Origin of the sequence: Dyella humicola (genome assembly GCF_026283945.1) — a bacterium.
In the GTDB taxonomy this organism is placed as follows: domain Bacteria; phylum Pseudomonadota; class Gammaproteobacteria; order Xanthomonadales; family Rhodanobacteraceae; genus Dyella; species Dyella humicola.
On record NZ_JAPDPC010000001.1, the window covers coordinates 507,850 to 525,558 of the forward strand.

A 17,709-nucleotide genomic window follows, 5' to 3' on the forward strand; every position below is an offset into this window, starting at 1 on the left:
CGCGGGCAGGGGCATGAAATAATGCCGGTTCCCCGAATGGAGTGCGCGAATGGATAGCCACCATTTCCTGGAGACCGCGCTGGTATTTCTGGTGGCGACGGTCATCGCGGTGCCGCTGACCAAGCGTTTCAAATTGGGCTCGGTGCTGGGTTATCTGTTGGCCGGCATCGTGATTGGTCCGCAGGAATTGGGCCTCATCAACGATACCGCCGGCGTCGCCACCATTTCCGAATTCGGCATCGTGCTGATGCTGTTCGTGATCGGCCTGGAGTTGTCGCCACAACGTCTTTGGGTGATGCGCCGTTCCGTCTTCGGCACCGGCGTGTTGCAGGTGCTGGCGACCAGCATCGTGATGGGCGCTGCGGCCTACTATCTGTTCGGCCTTACGGTGAATGCGGCGACCATCATAGGTGGCAGCCTGGCGCTCTCGTCCACGGCCTTCGGCTTGCAGATACTCGCCGAACGCAAGGAGGCCGGCTCGCCCTACGGCCGCCAGGCGTTCGCCATCCTGCTGTTCCAGGACCTCGCGGCGATCCCACTGATTGCTGCCGTGCCGTTGCTGGCGAGCGCTTCGACCAAGCACGGCTTCGACCTCACGGCGGTAGCGCGCATGGTGGGCACCATCGTCGCCGTGATGATAGGGGGGCGATATCTGTTGCGGCCGGTGTTCCGTTTCGTTGCCAAGACGGATTCGCTGGAGGCGTCCACTGCCACGGCCTTGCTGGTGGTGATGGGCACCGCCTGGCTGATGGAACTTGTGGGCGTGTCGGCGTCGCTTGGCGCGTTCCTGGCCGGTGTGCTGCTTGCTGATTCCGAGTACCGGCATGACCTGGAGTCTCATCTCGAGCCGTTCAAGGGACTCTTGCTCGGCTTGTTTTTCATCAGCGTCGGCATGTCGATGGACGTCACCTTGTTGCTGCACCAACCGTTGCGCGTGGCAATGCTGGTCGGCTACCTGATGTTGATGAAGGGCGTGTTGTTGTGGCCGCTGGGTCGCGTCGTAGGCGGGCTCGATCGCCGCGATGCCTTGCGCCTGGCCGTGCTGCTGGCATGCGGTGGCGAGTTTGCCTTTGTGGTGTTGAAACTGGCGCGCGAGCAGAGCTTGATTACGGCCGAACAGCAGAACCTGCAGGTCCTGGTCATTACGCTATCGATGGCGCTGACTCCATTGCTGGTCGTGCTGTGCAGCCGGGCGTTCGGCACGAAGCCCAAGAAGACGCGTGAGTTCGACACCATCACGGCCGATTCGCCCCGCGTGATCATTGCCGGCTATGGCCGCATGGGCCAGATCGTGGCACGCGTATTGCGCGCGCAGGGCATCTCATTTGTGGCGCTCGACCCCTCGGTCGAGCAGATCGATCTGGTGCAGCGCTTCGGTAGTGCCAGGAATGTCTTCTTCGGCGATCCGGCGCGGCCGGAAATGTTGCGCGCGGCGCAGACCGACCAGGCCGAGGTATTCGTATTGGCCAGCGACGATCCCGAGGCGAGTCTGCGCACCGCACGCGTGGTGCGCCGCCTGTATCCGAAGCTGAAGATCGTTGCGCGCGCGCGCAATCGCCAGCATGTGTGGCGCCTGATGGATCTTGGGGTGGATGGCCCGATCCGCGAAACGCTGTATTCCAGCCTCAAGATGACGCGGCAGACACTGGAGGCGCTGGGCATACCGCCCGAACTGGCGGCGGATCGTGTCGAGCGCTTCCGTCGGAACGATGCCGAGCTGCTCGCGCGCCAGTACCTGGTTTATGACGACGACGCGCGCATCGTGCAGACGACGCGCGAAGCGCTGAAGGATCTCGACCAGCTGTTCCAGGCCGATGCCGAGCCGGTGCCTGCTCGCGAGCGCAAACGCCCAACCGGCGTCACACCGGATGACAAGGATGTGACGCGCTAGAGATCGAGAGGTCCGGACGTGGCAAGGGTGATTATCGCGATGTCTTCGATGCACACCGGCTGGTGTCCAGGGAATCTCGTCCGGCTGTGCGCCCCTGCACGTAAGGCGGACGTGGCAACTTTCGCCGTGTTCGCAACTCATTTCGACGCGAATAAGGAAAGATGGCTGCGCCGGGAAGTCGTGCCGTCGAGGGGCGGATCGCTTCCGGGATCGGGCGTGGCCCGACGCCGGCTCTTCGTGCATGAATTCGCGCGTTCCAGCCCATCCTGTCGTCATCCGCTTCGGCCGTCTTGGCGACACCATCCTGCTGCAGCCCTTGCTGCACAAGCTTCGTTGTCGCTACGGCGGGAAGTGCATCCTGGTGTCGCTGGGCGACTCTTCGCGTGTGCTGTACGAGGGCCACGAGGACGTTGCCGAAGTCAGGCACTTCGACAAGCAGCACGGTTCTCTGTGGTTCAATCCGCAGCGTCTGCTAACTGCGTTGTCGATGCGCGCCGTGCGCGGGGCGCCGTTCTATATCTGCGAGCCCGACGTACGCACACGCACCAAGGTACGCCCCATGCTTTCGCTGGCCGGCGTTCCTGCCGACCATTGCGTCTTCATTGAAGACCTCCCCTTGCGCCCGGATGAGCACTGGGTGGACTGGCTGCTGCGTTTTGCCGATGAAACGCCGTCGGCGTTCGACGCTGTGCCGCGGGCAGGGCCCGGCCTGCCGCACGCACCCAGGCTCGAACCGACCAAGGCAGAACAAAACGGTGCACGGGTCTGGCTGGCGGAGCGCGGTCTGCAAGGCCGGCCGTTGTTGCTGCTGCAGCCGGCGAACAAACGCACCATGCGCTGGAATGGTCTGCGCCAGGCCGACGATGACGACAAGTCATGGCCGGTCGAACGTTGGGCTGGCCTGGCCCGCGCCATGCTGCAGGAGATGCCGCAGGCGAGCGTGCTGCTCTGCGGATCGGCCGCCGAAGCCGGCTACCTCGCATCGATAGGTGGCGCAGCTAAGCATCCGCAGGTGATCGTGCCCAAGGAGGGCGTGCCGCTGGGCTATCTGCGCGCGCTGCTGCATACCGCGCACAGCATGGTGTCGGTCGACACAGGGCCGGCTCATCTGGCCGCTGCGGTGGGATGTCCGCTGGTGGTTCTGTTCGGCAATCGGTGGCCATCGCTGTGGACGCCGCGCAGTGGGGTTGGCAGCGCTGTCCGCGTCCTCGGTGGGTTGCCCCAGATAGCGCGCGTCGACCGCATCGGACTGGATCAGGTGATGCAGTCGTGGCGGCAATTGCCGCCACGACCGGAGTCGTTGGCCAGAAAGCTGGCCGAGGATGCACTTCAGTCGGACGGCTGGGCGGGCTGCCGCAACATTTGCCGCACGCTGGGGATCGACGAGCCCACGCGCGCCGCCAGTTCGTGAGCGATATCGATGTAGCCGATGGCGCGCGCCACGTCGGCCGCAGTGCGGCCGAACGCATCGGCGGCCTGGCGGTCGGCGCCGCGCGCCAGCAGCACACGCGCCGGTGCCAGCATGGCGTGCATGGCGCAGGCGTGCAGTGCGGTGACACCACGCTGATCAGCGTGTTCCAGCAAGGCGCCGGCATCCAGCAACACCGGCACCAGGGCGCCGATGTGGGTCGCGTCGCAGTCGCTGCCCGGGCGCAGGTGCGCACCCAGGAGCAAGAGCAGCGGTGTCTTGCCTTCCTTGTCGGCCAGACTCACGTTGGCACTGCGCTTCAGCAGCGCGTCGAACAGGCGCCGGGCACGCAGGCTGTCGTTGTACTCAAAGCCGAACTGCGCCGCGGCGTGCAGAGCGCCATGGCCACGCGCATCCACCGCGTTCACGTCGGCTCCGGCATCCAGCAGTTGCTCGGCAATCTCGGGATAGCCCAAGGCGGCGGCCATCATCAGCGCCGTGGCATCACCGGGCAGGCGTTGGTCCACGCTGACGCCATGCTGCAGCAGCAGCGCGATCAACGCCTCGCGGCGTGCGCCAACCGCTGCAGTCAGCGGCGTCATGCCGTTGTTGGCGGCCAGCGATGCGTCCGCACCGGCTTCGAGCAGCAGGGCAGCGACGTCGCGGTGACCGGCGCCGCAGGCGTGCAGCAGTGCCGTGGCGCCCTGCTGGTCGCGCGTGTCCACAACGAAGCCGAGTTCCAGCAGACGCTCAACGGCGACCAGGGCGCCGGCCGCAGCGGCCTGAGGCAGATCGTCGGCGCGCAACGGTCGGCTGGGGCGTGCCCAGTCGCCCCAGTTCAACCAGCGCTCCACCGCAGCATGTTCCAGCGAGAGACCGAGCGGCGTTTCGCCATTGGCATCGACCGCCTCGGGGTCGGCACCATGCGCGACCAGCGCACGCACCAACGGCAGCGCATATTCGCCATGTTCCAGCGCGGCGAACAGGGGCGTGCGGCCATGATGGTCGCGGGTATTGGGATCGCAGCCGCGCGCCAATAGTGCTTGCAGCAGCGAGGGCTGCCCAAACGTGGCCGCCAGGTGCACCGGGGTGCGCTCGCGCGCGTCCGGGGCAAACGGATCGCCGCCACGCTCGAGCATGGCCAACGGCAGCGCGGCGCCCTGCACGCTGTCTTCCAGTCGCAGCAGAGCCTGGGTGATGAGGCCTGCACCGGCCGGTGTCGCGCCCGCCTGCAACAGATCCTCCACCGCCTCGGTGGCAGCGGGCAACTGTTGCAGCAGGGCGTCGAACAAGCGGCGGCCGAGCGGTGGCAGCTGTGGCTCGCGGTCTTCGATGGTGTCGGCATCGTCTACCAGCTGCGGTTGCAGGCGCGCCTCGGGATCGAGGGCGTGATCGAGCAACCAGCGCCGCGCTGCACCCTGGCCCGGTGCGGCGAGATCCAGATAGAGCTGAGCGAGTTGCGCCTGCGGCCATTCGCGTACGCGTGCGGCGAAGGTGGACACGATCGCCCAGTGACCGAAGCGCAACGCATCGAGTAGGTGCGCAGGGGTATCGGCGCCTTCCGGCAACGCGTCCATGCTGAGGCTGGCGGGGAGCGGGGTTTCCGGGTCGAGCAGAGCGACCAGATCCCAGCGACCGGCAGCGGCAGCGTGATCCAGCGCACTGCGCCCGTCGCTGCCGGCGGTCTTGGGCTCGGCGCCCAGTGCGAGCAGGGCACGCACCATATCGGCATGCGCATGTGGCGACTGGCAGGCCAGGGTCAGCGCATCGCGGCCGTGGATGTCGCGCAGCCGCGCGTCGGGCTGTGCTTCGGCCAACAGTTTCACGATGCCCACGGCGCCGGCGCGAGAGGCCTCCATCAGGGCGGTGCTGCCATGGCGATCGGAGAGCCCGACATCCGCACCCGCGGTGCGCAGCACACGTGCAATCTGCTCGTGACCTTCAGCCGCGGCGGCCATCAGCGCGCTGCGATGACGCGCGCACACGGCATTGACGGAGGAGCGATGCTTGAGCAGGAGTTTGACGCCTTCCACATCGTCGTCGGCCACGCCGGCAGCGGCGACGATCGCCGGCTCGCCATCGGGTGGGTTCGGTTTGGCGCCACGTTCAAGCAGGAACTTCGCCACCGGCCAGTTGGCTGCACCGCAGGCAATGGCGAGCGGACTCAGGCCTGCCTTGTTGAGCGCATTGATGGCTGCGCCCGCGTCGAGCAGCATGGCCGCCACAATGGGCTCGCCGCTCAACACGGCGCCATGCAAGGGGGTATTGCCTTCGGTGTCCGCAGCGAGCGGGCTGGCACCGTTGGAAAGCAGGGTCATCACCGCATCGGCGCGACCGTGCCAACTGTCCCGGGTCACCGCGAGCAGCGGTGTCAGGCCGCCATTGGCACGGTTCACGTCGGCACCCTTGGCGATCAGGGCGCGCAATAGCCTGGTCTCGGGTAGCAAGGCCGCCAGCGTCAGCACGGGGCGCTGATCGCGCTCGCCGCTGGCCGCCATGGTATTGGGGTCGGCGCCCGCCTCGACCAGGGCCAGGGCGCGCTCGATGTCACTGTCGCGCACGGCAGCCAGCAGGGCCCGTGCCTGTTCCGGCGTGCCGGCGGTGCGCTCTTCCTCGCTGAGTTGCGGCGCGGGCTTCGTCGGAGGGGTCGACACTCGCGGCTCGACCACGCCGGCAGACGGCTGCCGCAGCGGGCGCCGCGTTTCGCACAACAGGGCGCGCAACGTGCGGTTCGCGATCACCAGGCAGCCCAGCGGCATCAGCACCACGCCATAGACAGCCAGCGCCGCCGTGCGCAGTTCCGACGGCAGCACGCCGTAGAGCCCGGTGAGTGCGACGGCGACAAACGCCAGCACCAGCAACGAGAACGCCGCCGGCAGGAAGTGCGTGAAGAAGCGTTCCTCGCGCGACAGGTGACGGCCAAAGGTCAGGCTGCGTGCCGTCGCCGTGAAGATCCACGAGCCGTCGCTTTGCGGCGGATAGGCGTCGTCCCACACATAGGCCAGCCCGAACGCGGGCCAGACGCGCCACAGGGTCGTCAGCGCCACCATCAGCGCGCCAGCGAGCAGCAAGGCCGCGCCAAGGCTTGGCGCCTGGTTCAATCGGAGCATGGGCCAGGCGACCAGCAGAAACACCAGCACCACGTAGCCCGTGAACATCACCAGATAGGCCGCGCCTCGACGCAGCACGGTGCGGCCAAAATGGGGCTCCGGATCGAAGCCGATGGCGTGGCACACCGCCGCCATGGTCAACGCATTGGCGATCAGCAGCGGGATGAGCGCAAGCGGGTGCGCGCCGAGTGCGGCGATCGCCGTGGCGATCAGCCCAGGCACGAACCAGGCGAGTGCTTGCAGCAGCGGGGGCGGGCGACGCATTTTTGAGTAGGCCATGGGCGCGGAGTATAGGAACCGTGACGAGGGCAGACGGTAATCCCGTGTTAACAACGTCGATCAAAAGTGACGTTCAACGATCGCGGCTGCGATCCTGCGGGGCGCTTTTGTAGGCAAGATGATTGGCAGCGGCGAGCGTCTGCTGTGGTGGCAGTTGCAAATGCCAGCCCTGGTCGCGCAAATGCGCCATCACTTGCTGGGCATCTTCATTGGGCAGCTTGCGCTGGTCGTTGAGCTCGACTTCGAGCACCAGGCGCAGCTCACCAAGCATCTGGGTGAGCGAATCCGGCAGGGGGCTGAAGTCATCTCGGTGACCCAACCACAGGTACGTGTCGGGCTTTCGTTGGCTGGCATAGACAAAACAGTGCATGAGGGGCACCCATCGGCGTGAATCGTTAAGGAGGGCGCACCGGCAACGGTACGGACTGCAAGGGTAGCAGCCCATGGCGTTGACGTGCCCGTCACGGCCTGAACGCTGCGATCTTCGGCCAACGCCCACGAACAGGCGACATGGGTGTTCATCCACCAGGAACGTTTGCTGCAACTGCACTTGCAAGCCCTGCGCCGAGCCGGCACAGTGCCGGCCGGGGGTGTTAAACGCGCGTATGAAATTAGCGAAATCGTCCAACCTCCCGCTACGACCCGAGCCAGATCAACGATAAGCAGGAGCAATGCTGATGCAGTCTTTCCGTCAATTTTCACGTGCGGGCCGTCCGCTCACGCTTGCTGCGCTGAGCCTGGCCATCCTGGGGACGCTCGCTGCGCCGCAGCGCGCCGAAGCCAGCGCTTTCCAGTTGCATGAAGACAGCGCCGCCGCCATGGGCCGCGCCTACGCCGGTTCCGCCACGGCGGGCGGTGATGTGTCGGTCGTGGCCAACAATCCGGCTGCGATGTCCGACCTGAAGGGTACGTATTTCCAGGCGGACATTACCGCCATCAATTTCGGCACCACCTTCAGCGGTTCCGCCCATGACGCGCTGGGTCGTCCGATCAGCGGCGGCAACGGCGGCGACGCTGGCACCACCATGCCGGTCCCGGCGATCTTCTTTGCCACCCAGATCGACGACAAGTGGCACGTCGGCGCAGGGTTCACCGTGCCGTTCGGCTTCCAGACCGAATACAACCAGGACTGGATCGGCCGTTACAACGCCATCAAGTCGCAGTTCACCTCGCTGGATGCCACCTTGTCGGTGTCCTACGACGTGACCGACAACTTTGCGCTGGGCCTGAGCGGCATCGCGCAGCGGACCTCGGCCGAGCTGACCAGCGCCATCAACTACAACGCTGTCGGTCTGGGCCTGGTCAACCAGGCGGCGATGGCGGGTGCGCTGACGCCGGCCCAGGCTCAGGCACTGGGTCAGCAGGTCAACACCATCATTCCGCCGGGTTCGGACGGTATCGCCCGCATCAAGGGCGACGACTGGGCCTACGGCTACCAGATCGGCGCGTACTGGAAGATCACCTCGAACGACAAGCTGGCCTTCGACTATCGCTCGAAGATCTCGCACACGCTCGAGGGCACCGCCAACTTCACCGTGCCGCCGAACGTGCAGGCGCTGTTGTCCAGCCCGACCGTGGCCCCGCTGCTGGCCGGTGCTGGCGGCGTGCCGTTCACCCGCACCGTAGGCACCGCACCGTTCACCACGCCGGCTACCGCCACCGCCAGCTACTGGCATCAGGAAGAGAAGTGGGGCATCGGTACCGACGTGTCCTGGACCAAGTGGGACGTGTTCAAGAACCTGACGGTCAACTACGCCAATCCGGCGCAGCCGTCCAGCGTGGAAGCGTTCAACTGGAAGAACAGCTGGTACGTGGCCGTCGGTGGCGACTACTACCTGAACGAGAAGGTCACCCTGCGTGCCGGTTTCGCGGTCGACACCACGCCGACCACGAACAGCACCCGCGACCCGCGCGTGCCCGATGGCACCCGTCAGCTCCTGTCGGTCGGCATGGGCTACAAGGCCAGCGAGCATTTCGTGCTCAACGCCTCGTATGCGCACATCTTCGTGAACAAGGCGACCATCAACGCGACCAGCTCCACCGGCGACGTGCTGACCGGTAGCTCGGACGACTACGGCAACCTGCTGAGCTTCTCGGCCCAGTACAAGTTCTAATCGGAACGGTTGCAGACCAAACCTCCCCGCGCGAGCGGGGAGGTTTTTTTATGGACGAATGGGTAAGGGCGCTCGGGCGAATCAGCCGTGGCGAAGCAACAGGCTGAGCATGCGACGGAAGCGCGCGCCGTAAGGCGGACTGAGCATGCCGGCACCATTGATGCGCGATTGGTGGAACACCGGCTTCATATGCGAGAACGTGCGGAAACCGGCTTCGCCGTGATAACCGCCGATGCCCGATGGACCCACGCCGCCAAACGGCAGGTCATGCTGGGCAATGTGGTAAATCGTGTCGTTGATGGTGACGCCACCCGCATGGGTGCGTGACAGCACGCGGTCGATCGCGGCGCGGTCCTGTTCGAACAGATACAGGGCCAGCGGCTGCGGATGCGCAGCCACATAGGCGATCGCTTCGTCCAGCGTGTCATACGGCAGCAGCGGCAGCAGCGGGCCGAAGATCTCGTCCTGCATCACCGCCATGCTGTCGTTGACACCGGTCAGCAGCATCGGTGGCATCAGGCGACGCGAGGCATCCTCCTGCGCATCGGTGAGTGGCTCCAGGCGGGCGCCCGCCGCCACGGCGTCGTCGCGCAGCTTCGCCAGACGCGCGTACTGGCGGTCAGTGATCACGGTGGCGTATTGCCCCAGCGTATCCAGCGACGGATACAGCCGCGCCGTGGCCGCACGAGCGGCAGCGACAAACTCCGCCACGCGTGCGCGCGGCACCAGCAGGTAGTCGGGTGCGATGCAGGTCTGGCCCGCGTTCACCAGCTTGCCGAGCACGACGCGTTCGGCGGCGTGCTCCAGCCGCGCGGTAGGGCCGATGATGACCGGCGACTTGCCACCCAGCTCCAAGGTCACCGGCGTGAGATTGGCGGCGGCGGCGCGCATCACATGGTGACCGACCGCGGTGGAGCCGGTGAACAGCAGATGGTCGAACGGCAACGCCGAGAACGCCTGTGCCACCTCCGCGTCGCCCGTCACCACCACGACCTCGTCGGCCTTGAAATAGCGCGCCGCCTGTTCGGCGAACAGCGCCGAAAAACGTGGCGTGTACTCGCTCATCTTCAGCATCACGCGGTTGCCCGCGGTGAGCGCGTCGATCAGCGGGCCGACGGCGAGGAAGATCGGGTAGTTCCACGGCACGATGATGCCGACCACACCGCGTGGCTGCGGCAGCTGCGCGATTTTCGCCGGCAGGAACACCATGTTGGCGAGCCCGCGACGCGCGCGCATCCAGCGGCGTCCGCGGCGCAGCGAGTAGCGCAGGTTGGACAGGCTCGGGTAGATCTCCAGCAGTTCGGTCTCTTCGACCGGCCGATGGCCGAAGTCAGCGCTGATCGCCTTGGCGAACGCCTCGCGCTGTTCGGTCAGCATCTTCTCCAGCGCGCGCAGGCGGGTGGCACGCACGCTCCAGGCCGGCATCGGATCAGCCGCCTGCGCGTTGCGCAGGCGGGCCAGGGTGGCGTTGAGATACTGGCTGGTTTCGGTCATGTCGGATCAGAACTTGGCATGCAATTCGACGCCGTACACGCGTGGCGGCGAAATGCTGGCGAACGGCGTGCCGAACACGCTGGTGCTGATGTTGTTCACGCCGGTCACGTACCGTTTGTTGAAGATATTGGTGCCATACAGTGCCACACCCCAGCGATCGCCGGCTGCGCTCCAGCCCAGGCGCGCGTCAGTGCGCTGCTGGCTGGTGCCGATCTGGAAGTTCGGGCTGATGTTGCACGAGCCCTGCACCTGCGAATCGGAATTGCAGCGCGCCTTGCCACGATAGGCCTGCGACAAGTCGAACTCCACATCGCCGTTCGCTACATGATGCCATGTATAGGCCAGCGAGGCGGCGGCAGAGAACTTCGGCGTGCCGGTCGGCTGGCCGTCCAGGTTGGTGCCATCGGGCGCCGTCGCATTGCGATACGTGTCATCGATATAGGCGCCGTTGAAGCTGATGCGGAAGCTTTCGATCGGCCGCCACTGCGCTTCGAGCTCCAGGCCCTTGGCTTCCTGGTTGCTGCTGTTGACGATATACACCGGCACGACCGAACCGGCGCTGTTCGGGTCCAGCGCCAGCGACTGCAGGTTGTTGTAGCGGTAGTAATACATCGAGGCATTCAGCAGCAGGTTCTGCTCAGGGAACAGGCTCTTGATGCCGGCCTCGTAGTTCGTCACCGTTTCCGGCGCGAAGCGCGAGCCGATCTCGACGCTGTTGTAACCGCCGGCCTTGTAGCCGCGCGTGACTGAGACATAGCCCATCACGTCAGGCGTGAACTTGTAGTCCGCCACGACGCGGGGGCTGAAATTGTTCCAGGTGTTGCTTTCCGCTACCCGTACGCCCACGGCGGTGGGGAAGATCACATTGCCGCCGAAGGCGGCCAGCGCTCCTTGCGCGTCGGGCGGCAGCATCTGGGTGATGCCAAGCCCATTGAGTCCGGCAATGACGCCATCGAAGGCAGGCGCGCTGCGCGGCATGTTGTACCAGGTGAAGTCCTTCTCATCGCGCGTATAGCGCAGGCCCGTGGTGATGTTGAACTTGTCGTTGACGTGCCAGATCACGTCGCCGAACGCGGCGTAGGCCTTGAAATTGCCGTCATTGCTGATGGCTTCCTGCCACGGAAAGCCGAGCAGCGAGAACGGCAGGCCCATCGCGGCCAGCCCATTGCTGATGTCGGTCAGCGGCGTACCGACGCCGAGGACGTTCTGCGCCAGCGTGTCGAGGCTGCTCGTGTTGGTATTGGTCTGGCTCTGCTGGCGCGCCTGTTCCTGGTAGTAGCTGACGCCGCTCACCCAGTCCATCAGGTCGTTGTTGCCCGTGAGTTTGAACTCCTGGTACCAGCTGTTGTTGTGTTCGACGTTGGCGGTGTCGAGATAGGTGACGACGTGGTTGGTGCCGTCGTAGTCGCCGCGATTGAAGGTGTCGAAGCCGCGCCAGGCCGTGGTCGAGACCAGGCTGCCCCAGCTGAAGGAATGATCGACCGACAGCGTGGCGCCATCGAAGCGGCGCGTTTCCCGTGCGCCGATCGCGTCGTTGTAGAGCGGCGCGTGCAGCGGGTTGAGATAGGTGGTCGGATCGGCCGGGAATGGCGCGCGCTGGTTAGTGTCGTTGGACAGCGGGATCAGGCCGATAGCGGGTTCAGGCGCCTGGTTGAGCTTTTCGTGATCCCACGAAAGCAACACGCGGGTATTGTCGGTGATGTTCCAGCGATACACCGCGCGGGTGCCCCACTGGTTCTCGCCGCCGTATTGCTTGCCGGTGGCGGCATCCTTGATCCAGCCGTCGCTCTGGTTGTCCAGTACGCTCAGGCGCAGCGCCATGTCCTTGTTGATGGGGATATTGAGCAAGGCGTCAGCATAGCGCTGGCCCTCGTTGCCGATGCGCACTCGCGCATCACCCTCGAACTTGTCGGTGGGCTCGTTGGTGACGATGGAGATCGCGCCGCCGGCGGCATTGCGGCCAAACAGCGTGCCCTGCGGACCCTTCAGTACCTCGATGCGCGCGATGTCGTTGAACGCCAGCAAGGCGCCACCCGAACGCGCCGCATAGACGCCGTCGACGTAGACGCCAACGGCGGATTCGGTGCCGACACCAAAGTTGGAGGTGCTGATGCCGCGCAATTCATACGTGGGCTGGGTCGGCTGGCTCGCGTTGACGACCAACCCCGGCACGAAGATGTCCATCTTGCTGAGGTCGGTCGCGGCCAGCGTATCGATCTGCTTGGCGGTGACGATCTGCAGCGCAATCGGCACCGACTGCACTTCCTGCGTGCGGCTCTGCGCGGTCACGGTGACGTTGCCGAGCAGCTTGGCCTTGTCGGGATTGGCCGTGGTGCTGCTGGAGCTGTCCTGCGGCGATGGCTGTGCCTGATCGTCGGCAAACGCGACGGCGGCATGGCTGCCGAGCAGAAATACCGTGCCACCGAACAGCAGGCGGCGCAGGCAAACGGACAGCGGACGTGGACGCATGGTCATCACCGGTTTCTCCCCTTTTGTATATGTAGAGCCGCGGTTTCAGCCCGCGGCTTGCAGAGCACTCAATGAATCGCGACGCAGCCCCCCGACTGCGCCGCGATCCATGCCTTGATCAGTGCAACGCCCTCACGATGCACTGTGCTTCTCCCCAACTCGGGCATCATCACGCCGGGATCGGCCGAGTCCATGCGATACGGCAGGATGGAGTCGTTCGGAACGCCTGGCACGATGTCGAACAAATGGTCACCGGTACCGCGGCCAGCCGCGACAGGCGGCTTGCAGATGCCCAGGTGACGGTCTTCGGGCGCGCTCACGTCCAGCGTCAGTCCGGTCGTATTGGCCGCGCCCTTCGGATTGTGGCAGTGCCCGCAGTTGATATCGAGATAGGCACGCGCACGCGCGTCGAGCGACGCATGCGTGTCCATCCAGTTCGCGTTGCGCGGCGCTTCCGCCGGCGCTGGCGCGCCGGTGAGATAGCCCACCTTCATCAAATGGGCGAGCTGGTTTTCCGGGCCGTCGGCATAGTGATAGTCACGGTTGAGATGGCGCGCCTTGGGTCCAATTGGATGGATTTTGCGCGTGACCCAATCCTGCGCGTGGCAGCTGGAGCACTGGCTCTCGTCGGGCACCACATAGTTGAAGTCTTCGCGCTCGCCGGCATCGGCGACCAGGGTCAACGGAATCACCGCGCCGGTGCGCGCCAGTTCGGCGTCGCTCTGGTCGTCCTTCCACACGTACGGAATGGCCGCCCAGCCCGCTTCGCGGCGCACCAGGATGCGTGTCTCGACCAAGTGCACATTCGCGAGGTCGAGGCCTTCGCCGGCGAAGTCGCGTGAGCTGTCATAGGTACGTGCGACGTCGCTGAACTTCCCATTCGCCGTTTTCGGGTAGTAGAAGGTCTTGCTGATGATGGTGCCGACCGGGAAATCGAACGTATCGGTGGCGTCATACTTGGCGGACACGCCCTTGGGCATCCAGATCGTGCGCAGCTTGTGCGCGTAATCGGTGAACAGCGGCGTGTTGAGGTCGTACGGCACCACACCTTCGTTGAGCACGAGCTTGCCGCCGCGCACTTCCACGACATGCCAGTCGCTGAGTCTTGGCGGGCGCCCATCCGCCTGGAACGCCACCGGGTCCAGGCCACGGTGGCAAGCACTCACCAACAGCAACGCCAGCAACAGGCCGGCACGCAAACAGTACTTCATCATCGACGACTGCCTCAGGCTTTCGGTTCCGGATCGAGCACAACCGGCGACAGCTTGGGCAGCGTGCACTGGTACGGCTTGGTGTCGGTGCTGGGGTTCTTATAGTCATGCGGGCCGTCGGCATTGATCACGCCCACATCGCCGTTCTGGATGCAGAACCGTTCGCCGTCAGGCGGCAGGCCGTTAACCAGCGTCCTCTGGTCCACATAACCATCCCACAGGATGTCCGGGAACTTGCCGTTGATGCCGAACACCGCGGTCTTCAGCGTCTTCAGCTTGATGCCGTCGGGTGAATCGCCGCCACCCTTGAAGCGGTTGTCGTAGATGAAGATGCCTTTCGGATACGGGTTGTAGTCGGCCGCCACGCCCTTGGTGTTGTAGTAGTTGGTGGAGAAATAACTGGAGATGATCACATTGGCCGTCTTGTGGTCGGCGATGTCGTTGTCGAAGATCTCCACCTTGTCGTTGGAATTGACCACCACGCCCGCGCCACGCGGCACGCTGGCCACCGCCGCACCCTTGGCGGCGAAGTTGTCGGTGTTGTTGTCGAACACCTGGTTCTTGAACACGCGCGAACTGTGCCCGGCCTGCGACAGATTCGGCATGTTGAACACCAGGATGCCGCCGGTGTTGTGGGTGGCGGTGTTGTCGTAGACGTCGGCGTTCACCGAATTCTCGATCTCGATGCCGGCCACGTTGTACTCGGCATGATTGCGCCGCACCACGATGTTGTTGGACTGGCCGACGTAGATGCCCGCGTCGGAGGCGCCAATCACCACCGAGTCTTCCACCAGCACGTTCTGCGTCTTCACCGGGTACAGGCCGTAGGCACCGTTGGTGGTCTTGGGACCGCCGGTCCATTCCACGCGCACGCCGCGGATGGTGATGTTCTTGCCCTGGTTGATCTTCAGGGCATCGCCCTTGGTGTCTTCCAGGGCCAGGTCCTCGATGGTGAAGTCGTTGGCATTCACCAGCAGGCCTTCGGGGCCGACCACCTGACCCTTGAACGACAGCACGGTCTGGTCCTTGCCGGCGCCCCTGATGGTCACGCCGTCCGTGCGCAGGCTCAGGCCGCGCTGGAGATGGTAGTGACCCGCGGGAATCTCGATCACGCTGCCCGGCTTCGCGTCGAGCAACTGCTGCTGGAGCTTGGCCTCGAAGGAGGCGTCGGTGCTGCTCTGCGTGGGGGCCTGTTGACTGCTGCAAGCGGCCAGCAGGAACGGAATGATCACGGCCAGATGAGTTTTGCGCATGGTTGCCTTGCTTCCCCGGGTGCGACAGTGTGCTTGACGAGCCACTGTCTCGGAATCCGCTGGCGGCGGGGAGGGGCGTAGCAGCGGTGAAGGGGGGCAATTCGGCCAGCGTCGCTCCCCCGGATGACCGCGACGGTCAGTCCGGAGGAGCCGGGTCGCGCCTGCGCAAGCGGTTTACCAGCGGTAGCGCGCCGATACGGTGATTTCGCGCGGATAGCCGTAGTAGCACCAGATCGCGCTGTTGCAGGCACTGACGTAGGTCCGGTCGAACAGGTTGGCGGCGGTGACCTGGAAGCGCCAGTTCTGCAGGTCGTAGTGGGCATTGGCGTCGTACAACACATAGCCGCCGGTGCGGAACGCGTTGTTCGCGTCGCCGTAGTGCGCACCGATATAGCGCACGCCACCGCCGAAACCGAGGCCGGCCAGCACGCCTGCATGCACGTTGTAGTCGGCCGAGACTGAGGCCTGCTGCTTCGGCACCAGGGCGACCTGCTTGCCCAGGGTGGCATCGTTGGCGCGCGTGACCTTGGCATCGGTGTAGGCGTAGGCGGCCGTCATGCTGAGGTGATCGGTCAGCGCGACATTCGCTTCCAGTTCCGCGCCACGGGTGCGGGTCTGGCCCTGCTGCAGCGAGAAGAACAGGTGCTCGGGATCGACGGTGAGCGAATTCTTCAGCGTCAGCTGGTACACCGCCGCCGTGATCAGCGTGCGCCCCGAGGGCGTCTGGTATTTCACGCCGCCTTCGTACTGATCGCCGGTGGTCGGCTTGAACGCATTGCCTTCGAAGGTCTGGCCCACCGTGGTCATGAACGAATGGGAATAGGCGATATACGGGACCAAGCCCAGATCGGTGGTGTAGTTGAGGCCGAGGCGACCGGAGAAGGCGCTGTCGTTCTGCTTGTCCTGGGTGTTGGCGATCTGGTCGTCGACCTTATTGGTCACCCAGTCGTTGCGTCCGCTGGCGACGAGGCCCCAGCGGCCCCAGTTGATCTGGTCCTGCACGTACGCGCCGAGCTGTTCGAGCACGCTATGAGTGTGAAAGGTGTAGGGCGTCGGCGTGATTGGCGCGCCGTAGACCGGATCGAAGATATCGATGGGCGGCGCGGCGCCGAAGCCGGATTTGTAGTCGTTGCTGCTGTGGAGATAGTCCACGCCCATCAGCACCGTGTGCTGCACATCGCCCTGGGCGAATTGCGCCTCGGCCTGGTTGTCCACGGCCACCACATGCGCCTCGTCCACCAGCGGATAGTTGTAGCGGTTGAGCGTGCGCAGGTCGTCCTGCAGCCCCAGGCTGCCGATCGAACGGTGATCCACCGTTTCGTTCTGCACGCGCAGGTCCTGGCGCACCGACCACACCTCGTTGAAGCGATGGGTGAATTCGTAGCCGAGCGACGCGTCGGTCTTGTGGTAGTAGTCGTAGTCCGGCTCGCCGGTATTGACGTCGCGCGGGATCTGGCCGTTGGGATTCGGGTAAAGCGTGCCCTGCGAGGGCAGGAAGCCGCCCACGCCGCTGGACAGGCTGCGCTGGTAGCGCGCCAGCAAGGTCAGCGAGGTGTCGTCGTCCGGCTTCCAGGTGAGGCTGGGGGCGAAGTAGTAGCGATCGTCCTGCGAGTGCTCGATGTTGGAGTCGCCCTTGCGGGCGAGTGCCACCACGCGCCACAGCCAGTGGCCGTCGCTGTCGAGCTGGCCGCCGGTATCGCCGGCCAGCTGGCGCTGGCCAAAGCTGCCCACGGTCGCCTCGATTTCCTGCGGCGCCTCCAGGCTGGGGCGCTTGCTGGTCATGTCGATCATGCCGCCCGGCGGCATCTGGCCGTACATCACCGAGGTCGGGCCCTTGTTCACTTCGATGCGCTCCAGGCCGTACGGCTCGATGCGCGAGTCGGCCGTCCACACGCCATTGGGCAGGGCCAGGCCGTCCAGGAACTTGGCCGGGTCGTAGCCGCGGATGAGGATCCAGTCGCTGCGCGGATCGGCGCCATAGCTGCCGCCCACCGCGCCGGCCAGGTAGCGCACGGCTTCGTCCAGGCCTTGCACGCCGTACAACTGCATGCGCTCGGGGGTGATGATGCTGACCGACTGCGGAATGTCGACCGTCGGCGTTTCGGTCTTGGTGGTCGAGTAGACGACGTTGACTGCCTCGAGGGCGACGCTGTCTTTGCTGTCTTTGCTGTCCTTGCCGACTTTGGCGTCTTTGCCGTCTTGGCTAGTGGTGGTCGCTTGCTGCGCGTTGGTGCTGTCGGTTTGCTCGGCTGCAAAGGCCGGGCCGGCGAGAGCAAGCGACATCGCGACCAGAAGCGCACTTCTGGAATAAGTGGCAGACATACGGGGCAACCTGGGCAGAAAGGAATGGGTTGTGGCCCGTACCAGCGCCACCCGCTCTGACGGCGGATGGTTAAATGATAGTGATTCGCATTATTAGTTCAAGTTTTTTGATCTAGGCTGGGAAAGGCTGGCCGTGTTAGGCCGTCCGGGTGCCCGAT

The 17,709-nt window shown here is 65.0% G+C and carries 10 protein-coding genes; 3 read left to right on the forward strand and 7 right to left on the reverse strand.

Features of this window, described 5'->3' with window-relative positions; translation table 11 throughout:
• Positions 1–49: 49 nt before the first annotated feature.
• Together OUZ30_RS02150 and OUZ30_RS02155 are read left to right on the forward strand one after the other, a co-directional pair.
• The gene (locus tag OUZ30_RS02150; protein ID WP_266180521.1) at positions 50–1,891 is read left to right on the forward strand and encodes a monovalent cation:proton antiporter-2 (CPA2) family protein; all 1,842 of its coding nucleotides are present in this window, start codon (positions 50–52) and stop codon (positions 1,889–1,891) included.
• Between the two features lie 241 nt (positions 1,892–2,132).
• On the forward strand, positions 2,133–3,302 hold the full coding sequence (locus OUZ30_RS02155; protein ID WP_266180522.1) for a glycosyltransferase family 9 protein: 1,170 nt from the start codon (positions 2,133–2,135) through the stop codon (positions 3,300–3,302).
• On the opposite strand, the gene OUZ30_RS02160 is transcribed toward OUZ30_RS02155, so the two are convergent.
• Both OUZ30_RS02160 and OUZ30_RS02165 read right to left on the reverse strand, forming a co-directional pair.
• Positions 3,221–6,688: an ankyrin repeat domain-containing protein gene (locus OUZ30_RS02160; protein WP_266180523.1), complete on the reverse strand. Its 3,468-nt coding sequence runs from the start codon at positions 6,686–6,688 to the stop codon at positions 3,221–3,223. The two genes, OUZ30_RS02155 and OUZ30_RS02160, sit on opposite strands and share 82 nt — an antisense overlap.
• A 73-nt stretch (positions 6,689–6,761) precedes the next feature.
• Positions 6,762–7,058 (reverse strand): YcgL domain-containing protein, encoded by a 297-nt coding sequence (locus tag OUZ30_RS02165; protein WP_266180524.1) that lies wholly within the window; start codon positions 7,056–7,058, stop codon positions 6,762–6,764.
• Positions 7,059–7,365: 307 nt separating this feature from the next.
• Here OUZ30_RS02165 and OUZ30_RS02170 point away from each other — a divergent pair, with 307 nt between their 5' ends.
• Positions 7,366–8,802 (forward strand): OmpP1/FadL family transporter, encoded by a 1,437-nt coding sequence (locus OUZ30_RS02170; RefSeq protein WP_266180525.1) that lies wholly within the window; start codon positions 7,366–7,368, stop codon positions 8,800–8,802.
• Positions 8,803–8,883: 81 nt separating this feature from the next.
• On the opposite strand, the gene OUZ30_RS02175 is transcribed toward OUZ30_RS02170, so the two are convergent.
• The 5 genes from OUZ30_RS02175 to OUZ30_RS02195 form a co-directional block, all read right to left on the reverse strand.
• A complete protein-coding gene (locus OUZ30_RS02175; RefSeq protein ID WP_266180526.1) occupies positions 8,884–10,296 on the reverse strand; it encodes a coniferyl aldehyde dehydrogenase in 1,413 nt (470 codons plus the stop codon).
• A 6-nt stretch (positions 10,297–10,302) separates the two neighbouring features.
• Positions 10,303–12,765 (reverse strand): TonB-dependent receptor, encoded by a 2,463-nt coding sequence (locus OUZ30_RS02180; RefSeq protein ID WP_266180527.1) that lies wholly within the window; start codon positions 12,763–12,765, stop codon positions 10,303–10,305.
• 68 nt (positions 12,766–12,833) lie between these two features.
• On the reverse strand, positions 12,834–13,979 hold the full coding sequence (locus OUZ30_RS02185) for an SO2930 family diheme c-type cytochrome (protein ID WP_266180528.1): 1,146 nt from the start codon (positions 13,977–13,979) through the stop codon (positions 12,834–12,836).
• Positions 13,980–13,990: 11 nt separating this feature from the next.
• A complete protein-coding gene (locus OUZ30_RS02190) occupies positions 13,991–15,229 on the reverse strand; it encodes a parallel beta-helix domain-containing protein (RefSeq protein ID WP_266180529.1) in 1,239 nt (412 codons plus the stop codon).
• A gap of 174 nt (positions 15,230–15,403) precedes the next feature.
• Entirely contained in the window at positions 15,404–17,551 is a 2,148-nt protein-coding gene (locus OUZ30_RS02195; protein ID WP_266180531.1) for a TonB-dependent siderophore receptor, read from the reverse strand.
• Positions 17,552–17,709: the final 158 nt, after the last annotated feature.

Bases quoted from the DNA above. Each gene is read 5' to 3' on its own strand.
- OUZ30_RS02150 (WP_266180521.1), top strand. From the start codon at position 50: ATGGATAGCCACCATTTCCTGGAGACCGCGCTGGTATTTCTGGTGGCG.
- OUZ30_RS02155 (WP_266180522.1), top strand. From the start codon at position 2,133: ATGAATTCGCGCGTTCCAGCCCATCCTGTCGTCATCCGCTTCGGCCGT.
- OUZ30_RS02160 (WP_266180523.1), bottom strand. From the start codon at position 6,688: ATGGCCTACTCAAAAATGCGTCGCCCGCCCCCGCTGCTGCAAGCACTC.
- OUZ30_RS02165 (WP_266180524.1), bottom strand. From the start codon at position 7,058: ATGCACTGTTTTGTCTATGCCAGCCAACGAAAGCCCGACACGTACCTG.
- OUZ30_RS02170 (WP_266180525.1), top strand. From the start codon at position 7,366: ATGCAGTCTTTCCGTCAATTTTCACGTGCGGGCCGTCCGCTCACGCTT.
- OUZ30_RS02175 (WP_266180526.1), bottom strand. From the start codon at position 10,296: ATGACCGAAACCAGCCAGTATCTCAACGCCACCCTGGCCCGCCTGCGC.
- OUZ30_RS02180 (WP_266180527.1), bottom strand. From the start codon at position 12,765: ATGCGTCCACGTCCGCTGTCCGTTTGCCTGCGCCGCCTGCTGTTCGGT.
- OUZ30_RS02185 (WP_266180528.1), bottom strand. From the start codon at position 13,979: ATGATGAAGTACTGTTTGCGTGCCGGCCTGTTGCTGGCGTTGCTGTTG.
- OUZ30_RS02190 (WP_266180529.1), bottom strand. From the start codon at position 15,229: ATGCGCAAAACTCATCTGGCCGTGATCATTCCGTTCCTGCTGGCCGCT.
- OUZ30_RS02195 (WP_266180531.1), bottom strand. From the start codon at position 17,551: ATGTCTGCCACTTATTCCAGAAGTGCGCTTCTGGTCGCGATGTCGCTT.